The 16,030-nt window shown below is 71.7% G+C and carries 13 protein-coding genes and 1 riboswitch; of the genes, 8 read left to right on the forward strand and 5 right to left on the reverse strand.

The window, feature by feature from the left end; all coding sequences use genetic code 11:
* Positions 1-4 precede the first annotated feature (4 nt).
* Entirely contained in the window at positions 5-523 is a 519-nt protein-coding gene (locus ACZ3KP_RS23445) for a hypothetical protein (protein WP_467501600.1), read from the reverse strand.
* A 268-nt stretch (positions 524-791) separates the two neighbouring features.
* Here ACZ3KP_RS23445 and recQ point away from each other — a divergent pair, with 268 nt between their 5' ends.
* Positions 792-2,825, forward strand: a complete 2,034-nt coding sequence (recQ, locus tag ACZ3KP_RS23450) for a DNA helicase RecQ (protein WP_467501743.1) — start codon at positions 792-794, stop codon at positions 2,823-2,825.
* Positions 2,826-2,877: 52 nt separating this feature from the next.
* On the opposite strand, the gene ACZ3KP_RS23455 is transcribed toward recQ, so the two are convergent.
* Together ACZ3KP_RS23455 and fahA are read right to left on the reverse strand one after the other, a co-directional pair.
* Positions 2,878-3,816, reverse strand: a complete 939-nt coding sequence (locus ACZ3KP_RS23455; RefSeq protein WP_467501601.1) for a M56 family metallopeptidase — start codon at positions 3,814-3,816, stop codon at positions 2,878-2,880.
* A 315-nt stretch (positions 3,817-4,131) separates the two neighbouring features.
* On the reverse strand, positions 4,132-5,343 hold the full coding sequence (gene fahA, locus ACZ3KP_RS23460; protein WP_358981300.1) for a fumarylacetoacetase: 1,212 nt from the start codon (positions 5,341-5,343) through the stop codon (positions 4,132-4,134).
* A 275-nt stretch (positions 5,344-5,618) separates the two neighbouring features.
* Here fahA and ACZ3KP_RS23465 point away from each other — a divergent pair, with 275 nt between their 5' ends.
* Both ACZ3KP_RS23465 and ACZ3KP_RS23470 read left to right on the forward strand, forming a co-directional pair.
* Positions 5,619-6,863, forward strand: a complete 1,245-nt coding sequence (locus ACZ3KP_RS23465) for a carboxylate--amine ligase (protein ID WP_467501744.1) — start codon at positions 5,619-5,621, stop codon at positions 6,861-6,863.
* 366 nt (positions 6,864-7,229) lie between these two features.
* Positions 7,230-8,036: an HAD family hydrolase gene (locus tag ACZ3KP_RS23470; protein WP_467501602.1), complete on the forward strand. Its 807-nt coding sequence runs from the start codon at positions 7,230-7,232 to the stop codon at positions 8,034-8,036.
* Positions 8,037-8,051: 15 nt separating this feature from the next.
* On the opposite strand, the gene ACZ3KP_RS23475 is transcribed toward ACZ3KP_RS23470, so the two are convergent.
* On the reverse strand, positions 8,052-8,534 hold the full coding sequence (locus ACZ3KP_RS23475) for a transglycosylase SLT domain-containing protein (RefSeq protein ID WP_467501603.1): 483 nt from the start codon (positions 8,532-8,534) through the stop codon (positions 8,052-8,054).
* A 3-nt stretch (positions 8,535-8,537) separates the two neighbouring features.
* Positions 8,538-8,735: riboswitch (cyclic di-AMP (ydaO/yuaA leader) on the reverse strand.
* 682 nt (positions 8,736-9,417) lie between these two features.
* Between ACZ3KP_RS23475 and ACZ3KP_RS23480 the strand changes: the two genes are divergently transcribed.
* The 4 genes from ACZ3KP_RS23480 (at position 9,418) to ACZ3KP_RS23495 (ending at position 14,034) form a co-directional block, all read left to right on the forward strand.
* Positions 9,418-10,428, forward strand: coding sequence for a polyprenyl synthetase family protein (locus tag ACZ3KP_RS23480; protein WP_358981269.1), 1,011 nt, complete (start codon positions 9,418-9,420; stop codon positions 10,426-10,428).
* A 353-nt stretch (positions 10,429-10,781) separates the two neighbouring features.
* Positions 10,782-12,038, forward strand: a complete 1,257-nt coding sequence (locus ACZ3KP_RS23485) for a LolA family protein (RefSeq protein ID WP_467501604.1) — start codon at positions 10,782-10,784, stop codon at positions 12,036-12,038.
* Positions 12,039-12,101: 63 nt separating this feature from the next.
* Entirely contained in the window at positions 12,102-13,115 is a 1,014-nt protein-coding gene (locus ACZ3KP_RS23490; RefSeq protein ID WP_467501605.1) for an ABC transporter ATP-binding protein, read from the forward strand.
* The gene (locus ACZ3KP_RS23495) at positions 13,102-14,034 is read left to right on the forward strand and encodes an ABC transporter permease (RefSeq protein ID WP_467501606.1); all 933 of its coding nucleotides are present in this window, start codon (positions 13,102-13,104) and stop codon (positions 14,032-14,034) included. Before ACZ3KP_RS23490 ends, ACZ3KP_RS23495 begins: the two co-directional genes overlap by 14 nt.
* A gap of 22 nt (positions 14,035-14,056) precedes the next feature.
* Here ACZ3KP_RS23495 and ACZ3KP_RS23500 read toward each other — a convergent pair whose 3' ends face one another.
* Positions 14,057-14,644, reverse strand: a complete 588-nt coding sequence (locus ACZ3KP_RS23500; protein ID WP_467501607.1) for a flavodoxin family protein — start codon at positions 14,642-14,644, stop codon at positions 14,057-14,059.
* A 213-nt stretch (positions 14,645-14,857) separates the two neighbouring features.
* Between ACZ3KP_RS23500 and ACZ3KP_RS23505 the strand changes: the two genes are divergently transcribed.
* The gene (locus tag ACZ3KP_RS23505) at positions 14,858-16,024 is read left to right on the forward strand and encodes a tetratricopeptide repeat protein (protein ID WP_467501608.1); all 1,167 of its coding nucleotides are present in this window, start codon (positions 14,858-14,860) and stop codon (positions 16,022-16,024) included.
* The last annotated feature ends 6 nt before the right edge of the window (positions 16,025-16,030 follow it).

Genomic DNA, 16,030 nt, shown 5'->3' on the forward strand with positions numbered 1-16,030 from the left:
CCGGCTAGCCGCACGCCACCGCCGGGTTCCACGGCGCGAACAGACCGCTCGGATTGTCCTTCCAGATCCACGCCCGCAGCGTGTACACCGGCCCCTTGACCCCCGGCACCGTCGTCGGCCCCCGGAACGTCTGACCGAACAGCGTCGGCGGGGTCGTACCGCTGCCGGCCCGCACGATCCACTCCACCCCGACCAGCGCCCGTCCGCCGTCGCCGTCTCTCTCGTACAGCAGAGCCGCCGGCTCGGACGGGTCGAGACTGCCGACACCGGCGGACCTGACGTAGTGGTAACCCGCCCCTCCCTGGCCGGTCCGTGCGTCGCACGCGGCGGCCGGGGCGAACCCGTCCGTGACGGCGAACGGCTCGTACTCGTAGTCCGCCGTCGCCGTGTAGGCCGGGGTCAGATCCGTCCACACGAACGGATCGGCGGTGGGGACGGGAGCCGCGTCGGCGGGGACCGCGGCCAGAGCGAACGGCACGGCCAGCGCCATCGCGACGCCGGCCGTGCGGGACCTGAGAGACATCCTGAAGCTCCTCGGGGCGGAAGAGGCCCGCGGACGCGGCGCCTCCGTTACGACGCGGGCCTCCCCGGTCCCGCCCGTGCAGCATGGCCCGCGCCGTGCCCGGGCCGCCATGCGGAGTCCGCCAAAGGACTGAGGGCACCGCCGGACGGGTGACCCCGGTCACCGCCGCCCCTCCCGGGCGGCCGGCCTGTGGACAACTCCGGCGCTGTCGGTCCGGACCCCTATCGTGGAGGCAGTGGTCGAGGGACGACGTACGGGGGACACGACGATGGGTGGGACGGGCGGGACCGACGAGATGCCAGGGACGACCGAGACGCCGCAGGCGCCGCACAGGCCCGGACCGGCGGACAGCGAGGCACTGGCCACGCTGCACCGGGTCTTCGGGTACGACGCCTTCCGCGGCGAGCAGGAAGCGATCATCGAGCATGTGGTGGCGGGCGGCGACGCCGTCGTCCTCATGCCGACCGGCGGCGGAAAGTCACTGTGTTACCAGATCCCCGCCCTGGTCAGACCAGGTACGGGCGTCGTGGTCTCGCCGCTCATCGCCCTCATGCAGGACCAGGTGGACGCCCTGCGCGCCCTCGGCGTGAACGCCGGCTTCATCAACTCCACCCAGGACTTCGACGAGCGACGCGTGGTCGAGGCCCAGTTCCTCGCCGGTGAACTCGACCTGCTCTACCTGGCCCCCGAACGGCTCCGCCTGGACGCCACGCTCGACCTGCTCGGCCGCGGCAAGATCGCCGTCTTCGCGATCGACGAGGCGCACTGCGTCTCCCAGTGGGGCCACGACTTCCGCCCCGACTACCTCGCCCTCTCCCTCCTCGGCGAGCGCTGGCCGGACGTCCCGCGCATCGCGCTCACGGCGACCGCCACCCGCGCCACCCACCAGGAGATCACCCAGCGGCTCCGCATGCCGGCCGCCCGGCACTTCGAAGCCAGTTTCGACCGGCCCAACATCCAGTACCGGATCGTCCCCAAGGCCGACCCGAAGAAGCAGCTCCTCGCCTTCCTGCGCCAGGAGCACGAGGGCGACGCGGGCATCGTCTACTGCCTCTCCCGCAAGTCGGTCGAAGCCACCGCGGAATTCCTCAGCCGCAACGGCATCGAGGCCGTGCCCTACCACGCGGGCCTCGACGCCGGCACCCGCGCCGCCCACCAGTCCCGCTTCCTGCGCGAAGAAGGCCTGGTCGTGGTCGCCACCATCGCCTTCGGCATGGGCATCGACAAACCCGACGTCCGCTTCGTCGCCCACCTGGACCTGCCCAAGTCCGTCGAGGGCTACTACCAGGAGACCGGACGCGCGGGCCGTGACGGACTGCCCTCCACCGCATGGATGGCCTACGGCCTCAACGACGTCATACAGCAGCGCAAGCTCATCCAGTCCGGTGAGGGCGACGAGGCCTTCCGCCGCCGCGCCCAGGCCCACCTCGACTCGATGCTCGCCCTGTGCGAGACCGCCCAGTGCCGACGCGGGCAGCTCCTGAACTACTTCGGCCAGGAACCGGACCCCGCCGGCTGCGGCAACTGCGACACCTGCCTCACCCCGCCCGAGACCTGGGACGGCACCGTCGCCGCCCAGAAGGTCCTCTCCACAGTGGTGCGCCTGCAGCGGGAGCGCGGCCAGAAGTTCGGCGCCGTCCAGATCGTCGACATCCTGCTCGGCAAGCGCACCGCCAAGGTCATCCAGTTCGACCACGACCAGCTGTCCGTCTTCGGTATCGGCACCGACCTCGAAGAAGGCGAATGGCGGGGCGTCGTGAGGCAGCTGCTCGCCCAGGGGCTCCTCGCGGTCGAGGGCGAGTACGGCACCCTCGTGCTCACCGAGGCCAGCGGAGCGGTACTGCGACGGGAACGCGACGTCCCGCTGCGCAAGGAGCCCAAGAAGCCGGTGGTCCCGCGCTCCGCGTCCGCCGGCGCATCCGGGTCCGCGGGCAGGAGCAAGGCGAAGGCGGCGGTGGCGGAGCTGCCCGAGAACCTGCTCCCCGCCTTCGAGGCGCTGCGCACCTGGCGTGCCGAACAGGCCCGTGAACAGGGCGTACCGGCCTATGTGATCTTCCACGACGCCACCCTGCGGGAGATCGTCAGCCGTCGGCCCGAATCGATCGCCGAACTCGCCACCGTCGGCGGTGTCGGCGAGAAGAAACTGATGACGTACGGCGAAGGCGTACTCGGCGTACTGGCCTCCCTGAACGCGCCGGAGCCGTCGGCGGCGCCCCCGGTTCCCGCGACGGCGGAAGCCGGGGACGAGGACCACTGGCCCGAGCCGGACATGGAGCCCGAGCCGGAGGAGGACTGGGCATAGACCCACGGGCGTCGGCGGGGGCCGACATCCACCCCCGCCCCGGACAGCACACCTAGCCGAGTGCCGTGAGGCCGGGTGCGAACGTGATCAGCAGGGGCACCAGCGGGATCAGGGCGGCCACGGTGGTCGTCAGGGCCCGCTGGCGCCTCAGCAGCCGTGGGGGCGGTTCCAGGAGCCGGTCGACGCGCTCGCCCAGCAGGCGGCGGCTCGACGCGCAGGAGAGCACTCCGCGGTGCTGGTTCAGTTCGATCAGGGCCAGCGCGGTCGTGAGGTGGCCGCAGCGGCGGGATGCGATGTCGTCGGCGGCGAGTTCGACGAGCCGGTGGGTCTGGTCGCAGAAGTGGGCGAACAGCGGCACCCGGGGGAATCCCGTGGCGAGGGCGCTGGACAGGTGGAGGAGCCAGTCGTGGTGGGCGCGGGCGTGTCCCCGTTCGTGGGTGAGGACCGCGTCGAGCTGGTGGTCGGTGAGGCGGTGCAGCGCCCCTGTCGTCACCACGAGCTGCGGCGGGTGCCCGGGCATCCACCAGGCGTCCGGGTACTCGTCCTCCAGCACCAGCATCGGCCCACGTGCCGCCGGCAGCCCGGCCGGCAGTTCCGGCGCGCGCTCCCGCAGGTGTGCGCGGGTGCGGTCGCGGCCCCGCCGGGCCTCGACCAGTTCACGGACGAGCATCGCCGTCGTCCACGCTGCCCCGCACGCCAGCAACACCGTGAGGGCGACCGCCCACAGGGGCGCGACGGAGAGGTCGTACGCCGCGGTGACCGCCGGTGGCGCCGGAGCGAACACCCGGTCGCGCACGGTGTGGAAGACGGCTGCGGCGCCCAGGACCAGCGCGGCCAGGCAGCACATCAGGACCGTGGCGACCAGGCACTGCCACACCCACAGGGCGACCACCGGTTCGCGCTCCGGCCACAGCGCCTGCACCAGTGCGCGCGGCGCCGGAACCGCGGCCGTCAGGGCCACGGCGGTCAGCAGGAGCAGGCAGACGGTCATGCCGCGGCTCCGTTTCCTGATCGGAGAGGTGTGCGGGTGGCGGGGCGGTGGTGCGGAAGCTGCGCCGTGGTGCTGCGGGTTGTGCTGTGGGGCGCGTACGCCGGGGCATCGCGCCGTGCGGGCGCCGCCGTCACGCGTGGTGCACGCTGGCGGCGCATCGCATGGTGCGCGGTGGCGGCGCATCGCATGGTGCGTGTTACGCCAGTATGACGGTGCGCGCCGGTCGCGTCAGGTGTCCACGACGATTCCGCCCGCCTTCCGCTGGGCCCCGAAGCTCCCGCTCGCCGCTCCCGGTCCAGGGGCGCCGTCCACCCCTCACCCCGCCACGATCCGCCCGCTGACGTCCCCGAGCCCGACCCGGCTCCCGCCCGGCCCCGGAGCCCATGCCGACAACGTCACCACGTCACCGTCCTCCAGGTAGGTCCGCTTTCCGTCGCGGAGTTCGAGCGGCTCCTGTCCGTTCCAGGTCAGCTCCAGCAGCGAGCCGCGTTCCCCGGGCTCCGCGCCGCTCACCGTGCCGGAGCCGTACAGGTCCCCGGTGCGCAGCGAGGCGCCGTTGACGGTCAGGTGGGCGAGTTGCTGGGCGGCGGTCCAGTACATGGTGGAGAACGGCGGCTCGGACACCGTCTGCCCGTTGATCGCGATCGAGATCCGCAGGTCGTAGCCGGCGGGCTCCTCCGTCGCGTCGTCGAGGTACGGAAGCAGCGGATGCGTCCGCCGGGGCGGTGGGACCCGCGCCTCCTCCAGCGCTTCCAGGGGAGTGATCCACGCCGAGATCGAGGTGGCGAACGACTTGCCGAGGAACGGGCCGAGCGGGACGTACTCCCACGCCTGGATGTCGCGTGCCGACCAGTCGTTGAGGAGCGTGAGCCCGAACACGTGGTCCCGGAAGTCACCCAGCGCGACCGGCTCTCCCTGCCGCGACGGCGCGCCGACGACGAAGCCGACCTCGGCCTCGATGTCCAGCCGCACGGACGGGCCGAACACCGGTTCGGGGTCCGACGGCGCCTTGCGCTGGCCCGACGGCCGTACGACGTCCGTGCCCGACACCACGACCGTGCCCGCCCGGCCGTGGTAACCGATCGGCAGGTGTTTCCAGTTAGGGGTGAGCGGTTCGGCGGCGTCGGGGCGGAAGATGCGGCCGGCGTTGCGGGCGTGGTTCTCGGAGGCGTAGAAGTCGACGTAGTCGGCGACCTCGAAGGGCAGGTGCAGGGTCACCGCGGACAGCGGGTGGAAGAGCGGTTCCAGCGTCGCGCGGTGCGCGGGGACGCTCACCCACGCGGTCAGTGCGCGTCGTACGTCCGACCAGGTGGTCCGACCGGCCGCCAGCAGCGGGTTCAGGGTCGGGCGGGCGAGCAGGGAGGCGTAGGGGGAGCCGAGGGCGAGGGCCGCGGCGCCGGCGTCGAGGACGTGGTCACCGAGGCGGACGCCGACCCTCCGCTCCGTACTCCCGGAGGTCGAGAACACGCCATACGGAAGGTTGTGCGGGCCGAAGGGGTCGCCCTCGGGGACCTCGAAGGGGGGCAAGGGGGGCATGGGGTGGCTGCCTCGCTCTCATCCGTGTCGTGCGTGGCCCGGCCCTGGGGGGACATCGTCGGGACGGCGCACGGCGTGCCATGTGGTCGCGCCACACGTTACGGGTGAGTTGGCTGTCGTGGCAGTGTCTAAAGAGTTCGCAATGTCCGAATAGGCCTTGTCGGAGGGGGCAATTCCGGCTTAGCGTCCTTTGGGGACACGGACGGGGTGGGTCCGGTCCGTAGGGGGGACACGTGGGGGGACCCGTGGCCAGGAATGCCGTCGGCGTGCCGTTCGAGGCGGCCCGCGACGTGCCGGGCCTGATCGTCAAGTTCGGCGACTATCCGCTGCACCACGGCGGGGTCGGCGCGATACGCAGTCTGGGCCGCCTCGGCGTGCCCATGTACGCGATCACCGAGGATCCGTACACACCCGCGGCCTCCTCCCGGTATCTCAAACGGGCGTTCGTGTGGCCGACGACAGGCGCCGAGGAACCGGATCACCTCGTCGAGGGACTGCTGCGCATCGGCCGCCGTATCGGCCGTCCGACCGTGCTGATCCCCACCGACGAGGAGGCCGCCGTCCTGATCGCCGAGCACCAGGACGCGCTCGGCGACCGGTTCCTCTTCCCGCGCGTGGAGCCCGGACTGCCGCGTCGGCTGGCCAGCAAGCAGGGCCTGCACGACCTGTGCGTGGAACACGGCGTTCCCAGTCCGGAGGCCGCCTTCCCGCAGTCGTACGACGAGATCGTCGACTTCGCGGAGAAGGCGCGGTTCCCGATCGTGGCCAAGAACCGCGAGGCGTTCGTCCGGCGCAAACGACCCGCCGTCAACGGCACGACACGGATCACCACTCGTGAGGGACTGCTCGCCCTCGCCCGTGACTGGGGCCCCCGTCCGGGTGTCATCCTCCAGGAGTACCTGCCGCGGGAGGAGGCCGAGGACTGGATCGTGCACGCCTACTTCGACGCCGACTCCACCCCGCGCGCGCTGTTCACCGGGGTGAAGGTGCGTTCCTGGCCACCGCACGCGGGCATGACCGCGAACGCGTACGTCGTGGACAACCCGGAACTCGCCGACCTCGCCGCGCGTTTCATCAAACAGATCGGCTTCACCGGCGTCATCGACCTCGACCTGCGCTTCGACCGTCGCGACGGGCAGTACAAGCTGCTCGACTTCAACCCGCGCATGGGCGCCCAGTTCCGGCTCTTCGAGAGCGACACGGGTGTGGACGTGGTCCGCGCCATGCACCTGGATCTGACCGGTCGCCGCGTCCCGGAGGGGGAACAGCGCGCCGGCCACCGGTACGTCGTGGAGAACATCGACCTGCCCGCCCTCCTGGCCTACCGCCGCAGCGGCTATACGACGCCGCACGCACCCGGACGGCCCAGCGGCACCGAGCTGGCCTGGCTGGCGGGTGACGACCCGCTGCCGTTCGTCACGATGCTCGCGCGGTTCGTGCGTCCTGGGGCGAAGCACCTCTACCAGATGTGGCGGACCAACCGGCGCGGCTCCGGCACCTCCCGGAGGTAGGCGCCACGTTTCGGCGCCGGGCCGGACGCCCGTCCGTGACGCTCGCCGCGCCGACGTCCAGTACGGCGGCGTCACCGTCCCCGTCGAACCAGAGTCCTATCCGCGAGCACGCCCTGCCCCGATCCGCCAGGCGCCTTTCGGCCCGGTCCTGCCGCTCGGCGTTGTGACAGGTCGCCACGTCAAGGCGGTGATCGTCGGCGTCGGCCGCCGGAAACCTCTCCGGCCCCCGGCCGGCGCTTCCCGCAGCCGCGCCCACGCCGACGTCACCGGCCCCACTGACGGCACCTCATCACCGAGGCGGCGGAAGCCACTTGAGGCCGAAACGCACCGTGAGTCCCATGGGCGTGCCGTCCGTATTCTCTGATCATGGTCGCACCTTCCCCGTACTCGCTGATCGCCACCGACCTGGACGGCACGCTGCTGCGTGCCGACGACACCCTGTCGGACCGGTCGCTCGCCGCCCTGGCGCGGGCCGGCCGGGCCGGCGCCACGCACCTCGTGGTGACCGGCCGCCCCGCGCCGAGAGTGCGCCCGCTCCTCGACGATCTCGGCTGCACCGGGCTCGCGGTCTGCGGCCAGGGCGCACAGGTGTACGACGCCGGCACGCACCGTCTGCTGTGGTCGGTCACGCTGGACCGGGAACTGGCGGAGACCGCGCTCGGCAAGGTCGAGGCCGAGGTCGGCCAGGTGTACGCGGCGGTCGACCAGGACGGCGTGGACGGGCTCACGCTCATCGAACCGGGCTACCTGATGCCCCACCCCACGCTGCCCGCCCTGCGCGTGGACCGGCGTGACGACCTGTGGTGCGCGCCCATCAGCAAGGTGCTGCTGCGCCACCACACCTTGTCCGACGACGAACTGGCGGCGACCGCCCGCGCGGTGGTGGGGTCGCTGGCGACGGTCACCATGTCGGGACCGGGGACGGTGGAGCTCCAGCCGTGCGGGGTGACCAAGGCGACCGGGCTGGCGCTGGCCGCCGACCACCTGGGGCTGTGCCCCGAACGGGCCATCGCCTTCGGTGACATGCCCAACGACATCCCGATGTTCGACTGGGCGGCCCACGGAGTGGCCATGGCCAACGCGCACCCCGAGCTCCGGGCGAGGGCCGATGAGATCACCACGTCGAACGAGGACGACGGCATCGCCGTCGTCCTCGAAAGACTCTTCGTCTGATGCGGGGTGCGCCGGTCAGTACGCGCCGTGGACGTTGTCGATCGAGCCGTACCGCGCGGCGGCGTAGTTGCAGGCGGCGGTGATGTTCGCGACCGGGTCGTAGATGTCGAAGGACGTGCCCGCCACGTGGTAGGCGTTGAACGTCGGGTCGATCACCTGGAGCAGGCCCTTGGACGGGATGCCGGCGGCCGCGTTGGAGTCCCAGAGGTTGATGGCCCGCGGGTTGCCGGACGACTCGCGGATCACGTTGCGGTAGATGCCGTTGTAGGAGCCCGGGATGCCCTTCTGGGCCATGATCGCGAGCGACTCGCGGATCCAGCCGTCGAGGTTGTTCGGGTACCCGGCGGGCGTCGTCGAGGCCGTGACGGAGGTTGCGGGGGTGGCGGCGGAGGCGTCGGCCGCGCCGATGAGCGGAAGGGCGAGTACGGCGGCGCCGGTACCGACGGCGGCGAGCGTGCGGGCGATGCGGGTGCGGCGGGGCTGGGCGGCAGCAGGCATGGCGAAGTTCCTCTCCGTCGCCTGCGAGGTGAGCTGTCGGGTTCGGGCTCGGGGAGTGCCCGGTCGCGTCACCCGAAGGCGATGCGACTTCACCCCTAGCCGGTCCGGGACGGCGTCCGTCGATGACGGCGGCCGCCCGGTCCGGCGACTTACCTGGTTCCCCCGCTCCTGCCGTGCGAATGAACTCGTCGATGGGTTAGGACGGGCGGCGGCAGGATTCGGCGTCCGCCCGGCGAGCGGGAACGTATGCGAGAGCACATGTCCGGAACAAGTGGTGGATTCACATAACGCGCCGATTGACCTTGATCTGAGGCGTATGAGGTACTTGATCCTTTGCGGTCGCCAAGCCTCAACTGGCGCACAGGGAAAGGCGAGGGAGGGCGTCGTGCGGCGTGCGGGACACGGGGGTCCGAGTGACCTACTTCACGAAACCGCAATCACGGCAAAAAGGGCATGAGGGATTAGTTGAATCCGCCCGCGTCGCCCAGGGATTCGGTGATTGTCCTAATTGTCTTATTGAATGGAATTGCGGCTCTAGGGGGTGAATGAGTCATTCGGGCGTCATTCGTCGAGCGTGGTCGACGTGTTGACGGCCGATTGCGTCAAGGCCGCGCGGAGTGCCGGGAATTCCCGAGGGGTGGCGTGCGTGATCCTGGTCACCCGGGGAGAGTGCGTCCAGGTGGGTGACATCGGCCAAGTCGGTGGATGTCATGTCTTATCATCTGATCAAAAACATACCGGTCGTGATCCGATGGTGCCCGGGGTGTAACCGTGGGCGCCCTCGGTGATCGAAACCTGACCGGATACGCTGACTTGAGTGATGGCAGCGACCTATCGACAAACCGTGTAATCGCCAGTGGACACCAGCAGACAGGAGACCCTCGTGACCGTCGTCGGGCCGTTCGGGCTGAGCGTGCGGGACCAGGCTCTGGAAGCCGATGTCCAGGCTGGATTGGCGGCTGTCGAGGAAGGCCTGCTAGAGGCCACCAAGAGCGAGGTCCCCTTCATCACGGAGGCCGCGCAGCACCTCGTACGGGCCGGCGGCAAGCGGTTCCGGCCGCTGCTGGTGATGCTCGCCGCGCAGTTCGGCGACCCCTACGCACCGGGTGTCGTGCCGTCGGCCGTCGTCGTCGAGCTGACCCACCTCGCCACCCTGTACCACGACGACGTCATGGACGAGGCCTCCGTGCGGCGCGGTGTGGACAGCGCCAACACCCGCTGGGGCAACTCCGTCGCCGTTCTCACCGGCGACTTCCTGTTCGCGCGCGCCTCGCAGATCCTCGCCGACCTCGGGCCCGAGGCGGTCCGCGTCCAGGCCCTCGCGTTCGAGCGGCTGGTGACCGGCCAGATCCTGGAGACGGCGGGGCCTTCGGACGGGCGCGACCCGGTCGACCACTACCTCGACGTCCTCGGCGGCAAGACGGGCTCGCTGGTGGCGGTCTCCTGCCGTTTCGGCGCGATGATGTCCGGCGCCGACGAGACGGTCGTGGACGTCCTCACCCAGTACGGCGAACGCCTCGGGGTCGCCTTCCAGCTCGCCGACGACGTCCTCGACATCGCCTCCGACTCGCACGAGTCCGGCAAGACCCCGGGCACGGACCTCCGCGAGGGCGTTCCCACCCTTCCCGTGCTGCGGCTGCGGGAGCGGGCGGCCCGGCTGGGGCTGGCCGAGGACATCGCGCTGTGCGAGCTGCTGGACTCCGACCTCACCGACGACGCCCGGCACGCGCAGGCGCTCGCCGCGCTGCGGGTGAACCCGGCGCTGGAAGAGGCGCGCCGGGACGCCGTCCGGTACGCGGAGGAGGCGCGGGCCGCGCTCGCACCGCTGCCCGAGTGCGACCCGAAGGCGACGCTGGTGGAGCTGTGCAACGCGGTGGTGCACCGGGCCGGCTAGGCCCGGCACCCTGCCGACCGTGCGGACCCTTCGGTTCTGCCCGAGGGCCGGGCCGGCCTGCGACGCGACGGCGCCTGCCGCCGCCTGTCACCCCCTGTGACGCACCGGACTCCGGCATCCCGCAGGAGGCGTCCGCACCGTTCGACCCCTACGGGTCGGTGGAGGCGTCGGCCCCCTCATGTCATACCGGAGGCGTACGCGGAGTTGGCTCCCCGGTCTGACGCTTGAACGCCTCCGATTTGGTGAGATGGAAACCACGGAAATCACCACCGCTCACCGATTCGGGTGAGAATGGCGGCTCAGGGTGGGACACGTGCGAGACGGCCGCCGCCGACGACGGAGGTAAGGCACACATGGCACCGTACGAATCCGACGACAGCGCGGGGATCGCGCAGGCCGACGACGAGCGGCGCGCCGAACGGCGGCGCAAGGCCACGCGGTACGTCGTGCCGGTCACGGTGGTGGGGGTGGCCGCGGCCACGATCGGCCTGGTCCCGGCGCTCGCCGACTCCGGTGACCCCAACCTGCCGAAGATCAGCGCGCAGGAACTCATCAACAAGATCGCAAAGTCGGACGTGCAGCAGCTGTCCGGCACCGTGAAGATCAGCACCGACCTCGGCCTGCCCGACCTCGGCGGCCTGGAGAGCAGCCTGATGTCCGGCGCCACCCAGCGCGGCGGCGCCGGCTCCTCCGCCGACCCCACCGCCAAGCTCACCGAACTGGCCACCGGCACGCACACCCTGCGCGTGGCCGCCGACGGACCCGAGAAGCAGAAGGTGTCGCTGCTGGAGAGCGGCGCCGAGTACAGCCTCATCCACAACGGCACGGACGTCTGGGGCTACGACAGCAAGTCCGACGAGGTCTACCACTCCACCGTCGCGGACTCCGGCAAGGAGCGCCACGCAGCCCCGGCCACGCCCAAGGACTTCGCCGACGAGGTGCTCAAGTCGGTCGACGACACCACGTCGGTGAAGGTCGACGGCACCGCCCAGGTGGCCGGCCGGGACGCCTACCGCCTGGTCATCAAGCCCAAGCAGTCCGGTACGACGGTCGGCGCGATCAGCATCGCCGTGGACGCCAAGACCGGCACGCCGCTGAAGTTCACGCTCACCCCGTCGAGCGGCGGCGCGGCCGTCGTGGACGCCGGCTACACACAGGTCAGCTTCGCGAAGCCGGCGGCCTCGACCTTCGACTTCACCCCGCCCAAGGGCGCCAAGGTCACCGAGGGCGACAAGGCCGACAGGGCGGCCGGATCAGACCGGCACGGCGACGGCGGCGAGAGCGGCAAGGCCACCGGGACGCCCGGCAAGGGCGCGCCCAAGCACCTGGAGAAGGGCGGCTTCGACGTCCTCGGCAAGGGCTGGAACTCCATAGCCGTCCTGGACTCCGGCAGCAAGGGCGGCCTGCCCACGGGCTCCGGCTCCGCCTCCGGCAAGGCGGGCGACCTGAGCGGCTTCCTCGGCTCGCTCGGAGACCCGGTCTCCGGAAAGTTCGGCAAGGGCACCGTCTTCTCCACCCGGCTGATCAACGCCCTGATCACGGACAACGGCAAGGTGTACGTCGGTGCGGTGGACAAGGCGGCCCTGGTGAAGGCGGCGAACGCGGGTTAGCCGGGGGCGGCGCGGGAAGTGTACGTACCCCGTGCCGCGAGGCAGGACGAAACGAGGGAGCCGATGGACCGACCGTCCGCCAGGGAGCGGGAGCCGGAGAACCCGGGCGCGGAGGGCGGCACCGCCGAGGCCGACGCCCCGGCGGGCGGGAGCGTCATCGACACCCGCGGCCTCACGAAGCGCTACCGCGGCGGACAGCTCGCCGTGGACGGTCTCGACCTGACCGTCCCGGCGGGCAGCGTCTTCGGCTTCCTCGGTCCGAACGGCTCCGGCAAGACCACCACCATCCGCATGCTGATGGGCCTGATCACACCCACCTCGGGCACGGCCCGCGTCCTGGGCCGCCCGATGCCGGGCGCCTCCCGCGTCGTACTGCCCCAGGTCGGGGCCCTCATCGAGGGCCCGGCGCTGTACGGCTTCCTGTCGGGCCGTGACAACCTGCTCCGTTACGACGCCGCCGACCCGACCGCCGATCCGCGCACCCGGCGTGCCCGCGTCGGGGCCGCGCTGGACCGGGTGGGCCTGACGGCCGCGGCGGCGAAGAAGGCAAGGGCCTACTCCCTGGGCATGAAACAGCGCCTCGGGCTCGCCGCCGCGCTGCTCCAGCCCCGCAAGCTGCTGGTCCTGGACGAGCCGACCAACGGTCTCGACCCGCAGGGCATGCGCGAGATCCGCTCGCTGGTACGGGAGCTGGCCGGGGACGGCACGACCGTCTTCCTCTCCTCCCACCTCCTCGACGAGATCGAGCAGGTCTGCACCCACGCGGCCGTGATGGCACAGGGCCGGCTGATCACCCAGGGCGCGGTCGCCGATCTGGCGGCCGGGGCCCGCAGCCGGCTCGTGGTGACCACCCCGGACCCCGGGGAAGCGGCCCGCGTGCTCAAGGAACTGGGCGTCGCCGACGTGGTCGTGACCGAGGACCGGGTGACCGGCGAACCACCCGAGCGCGACCTGGCCGAGGTGAACGCGGCGCTCGTCTCGGCGGGCGTCAGGGTCCGGGGCTTCCTGGTCGAACGGGCCTCGCTGGAGGATGCGTTCGTGGCGCTGACCGGGGAGGGCTTCGATGTCGCGGGCTGACATGACGACCGTACCGGGACCGGTCGGGCCGGGACCGGCCGCCTCGGGAGCAGCCCCCTCGGGTCCGGCCGTACGGCCGAACCCGCTGTGGACCCTCGGGTTGCTGCGCAGCGAGCTGGTCACCACGCTGCGGCGCTGGCGCACTCTCGCGCTGCTGGGGGTACTGGCGGCGGTGCCGATCCTGGTCGGCATCTCCGTGAAGATCGAGACGAGTGGTGACGGCCAGGTCGGCCGGGGCGGCGGCGAAGGCCCCGCGTTCATCTCGCAGGTCACCAACAACGGCCTGTTCCTGGTGTTCACGGCGCTGGCCGCGACCCTCCCGTTCTTCCTGCCGATGGCCGTCGGGGTGGTGGCCGGCGACGCGATCGCGGGCGAGGCCAACGCGGGCACCCTGCGCTACCTGCTGGTCGCCCCCGCCGGCCGTACCCGTCTGCTGCTCGCCAAGTACACGACGACGATGGCGTTCTGCCTGCTGGCCACCCTGGTGGTGGCGGCCTCCGCCCTCGCCGTCGGCGCGCTCCTCTTCCCGCTCGGCGACCTGACGACCATCTCGGGCACCCGGATCTCCTTCGCCGATGGCCTCGGCCGCGCCCTGCTGATCGCCCTCGTGGTCGCGGCCTCCCTGACCGGTGTCGCCGCCCTCGGGTTGTTCGTGTCCACCCTCACCAACAGCGGCATCGCGGCGATGGCGACGACGGTCGGCCTGCTCATCACCGTCCAGATCCTCGACCAGATACCCCAGCTGCACGCGCTCCAGCCGTACTTCTTCTCGCACTACTGGCTGTCCTTCGCGGACCTGGTGCGTGATCCCGTCTACTGGCACGACCTGATCAGAAACCTCGAACTGCAGGCCCTGTACGTGGCGGTGTTCGGTTCGGCGGCCTGGGCGCGCTTCACGACGAGGGACATCACCGCGTAGACCGCCGGGCAGCGCCCGGCGCTCAGGCCGGCGTGTGGGGGAACCTGGCCGGCGGCGCCTGAGTGGCGAAGAACTCCTTGGCCCGGGCCAGCGCCCCGGCGTCCCCGAGCACGTCACCGCGCGCGCTGCCGTTGCCGAGCAGTACCCCGCCGAAGCGCATGCCCATGTAGGCGGCCGAGTTGTTGAGCATGCCGACGTAGGGGTCGGCGACCGACGGCTCCTGGCCCGCCAGCACGGCGACCCCCCACAGGGTGCGCCCCGCCAGGGTGCCCCGGAAATCGATGCCGGGCGTGCGCAGCCAGCCCGCCCAGTGGTCCAGGTAGCGCTTGGTGAGGCCGGACACCGAGTACCAGTACACCGGTGAGGCGATCACGATGTCCGTCGCCGCGAGCGTGGCGTCGAGCAACAGACCGGCGGCGGTGTCCGAAGGCGGGCGCGCGTGGTCGCTGTCGCGTCGCAGGTCCACGAAGTCCGGCAGTGGGTGCTCGGCCAGGCTGATCCACTGCTGCTCGACGTCGGCGGGCAGCTGGTCGGCGGCACGGCGTGCCAGGAGCTCGGTGTTGCCGTCCGCACGGGCGCTGCCCAGCACGAACAGGAATCGGCGTGTCATGAGATCCCCCAAATGAACGGCGCACGGGAAATAGAGGCGTGTGCATCTTATGTGCATGCATGAAATTCCGCCAGCCCGTACGGCGCAGCCCGTGCGGCGCCCTTCCTGATGCGAGGCTGTGACGTCGTGGTGACGCGTGAGCCGAGGCGAGCGGCCAGACTGGACGGTACGCACGGGTACGACCGGACGGTGACGCCGGGGGAATGAGGGCCGATGTCCCGACTCAGCCGCGAGACGAAGCGGGAAGCTCAGCAGGACGCCGAGCCGGGGGAACCGGTCGAGGTCCGTGTGACGGGCGCCGCCGCGACCGTGGACGGCGTACCGCTGTTCCCGGCGCCCGGCGAGGAACCGCAGCAGACGGTCCTGAACCACCTGCAGCGGCTCGCCCGCGCCACCGGCCGTCCCGTCCTCGCCACCGTCCACGACGCCCGGATCGGGTTCGTCGTCCGCCTCCGGGTGAACCTGGACGGCTCCAGCAGCTTCACCGGCGACCCGGTACGGATGGCCGCGCCCGCGGAGGCGCACACGGCCGCGTCCGTGCAGCCCGAGTCGGCGGACCGGCAGCCCCGCGCGGACCGGGGGACCCCGTTTCCGCGGGCCGTCGACGCTCCCGCGGTCACCACGCCCGCGGACCCGGTGGCCCTCGGCACGGTCCGGCCGCCGACCGGGGTCTTCGGCCCGCCGCCCGCCATGGACGGGACGCCGAGCGCCGGGGAAGTGACGCCCGCCCCGGCAGTCGCACCGACGCAGGCCGCCGTCACCGAACTCCTGCCGGCACCTCGCCCCGAACCCCTCCTGGCTCCCGACGTCGTCCGTGCCCTCGACCCCGACCCCGGCCACACCCCCGCCCGCGGGTTCGACGCGGTCGCCGAGGAGGTGCTCGGGGACGAACCCGTGACCGTGACGGTGGAGGGGGCCGCGCTGCTCACCGCATCGGTGGCGCGGATCAACGAGGCCGTCAGGACGGGCCGTATCGAGAGGGCCGCCGAACTCGCCGAGCACACCGTCGCCGAGGCCCGGGCGGCGTTCGGCGACGGCCACACCGAGGTGCTGCACCTGCGCGGCCTGACCGCGTACATCGCCTACCTGGCGGGCGACCCGGAGCGCGCCTTCCACCTCTCCCTCGACGTGGCCCGGCAGCACCGGCGCGCGGGTGACGCCGAGGGGGCGTACGGCAACGTGCGCAGCGCGGCGACCGCCTGGCGCGCGGTGCGCGACCCCGAGCAGGGGCTGCGCCTCGGCCGTGACCTGATCGACCTGTGGGCGCAGCTCACCACCGAGGAGGGCCCGGCGGCCGGTGACATCGAGGAACTGGACTCGGCCCGCACCCGGATGGGCCGCCTGACGGAACGCGCCCGCCGCGCGGCGGAGAACGCCTGAGCCGCG

It is taken from the genome of Streptomyces sp. NPDC020958 (assembly GCF_055562175.1).

Coding starts and splice junctions, on each gene's coding strand:
- ACZ3KP_RS23445 (WP_467501600.1), bottom strand. CDS start 523: ATGTCTCTCAGGTCCCGCACGGCCGGCGTCGCGATGGCGCTGGCCGTG.
- recQ (WP_467501743.1), top strand. CDS start 792: ATGGGTGGGACGGGCGGGACCGACGAGATGCCAGGGACGACCGAGACG.
- ACZ3KP_RS23455 (WP_467501601.1), bottom strand. CDS start 3,816: ATGACCGTCTGCCTGCTCCTGCTGACCGCCGTGGCCCTGACGGCCGCG.
- ACZ3KP_RS23470 (WP_467501602.1), top strand. CDS start 7,230: ATGGTCGCACCTTCCCCGTACTCGCTGATCGCCACCGACCTGGACGGC.
- ACZ3KP_RS23475 (WP_467501603.1), bottom strand. CDS start 8,534: ATGCCTGCTGCCGCCCAGCCCCGCCGCACCCGCATCGCCCGCACGCTC.
- ACZ3KP_RS23485 (WP_467501604.1), top strand. CDS start 10,782: ATGGCACCGTACGAATCCGACGACAGCGCGGGGATCGCGCAGGCCGAC.
- ACZ3KP_RS23490 (WP_467501605.1), top strand. CDS start 12,102: ATGGACCGACCGTCCGCCAGGGAGCGGGAGCCGGAGAACCCGGGCGCG.
- ACZ3KP_RS23495 (WP_467501606.1), top strand. CDS start 13,102: ATGTCGCGGGCTGACATGACGACCGTACCGGGACCGGTCGGGCCGGGA.
- ACZ3KP_RS23500 (WP_467501607.1), bottom strand. CDS start 14,644: ATGACACGCCGATTCCTGTTCGTGCTGGGCAGCGCCCGTGCGGACGGC.
- ACZ3KP_RS23505 (WP_467501608.1), top strand. CDS start 14,858: ATGTCCCGACTCAGCCGCGAGACGAAGCGGGAAGCTCAGCAGGACGCC.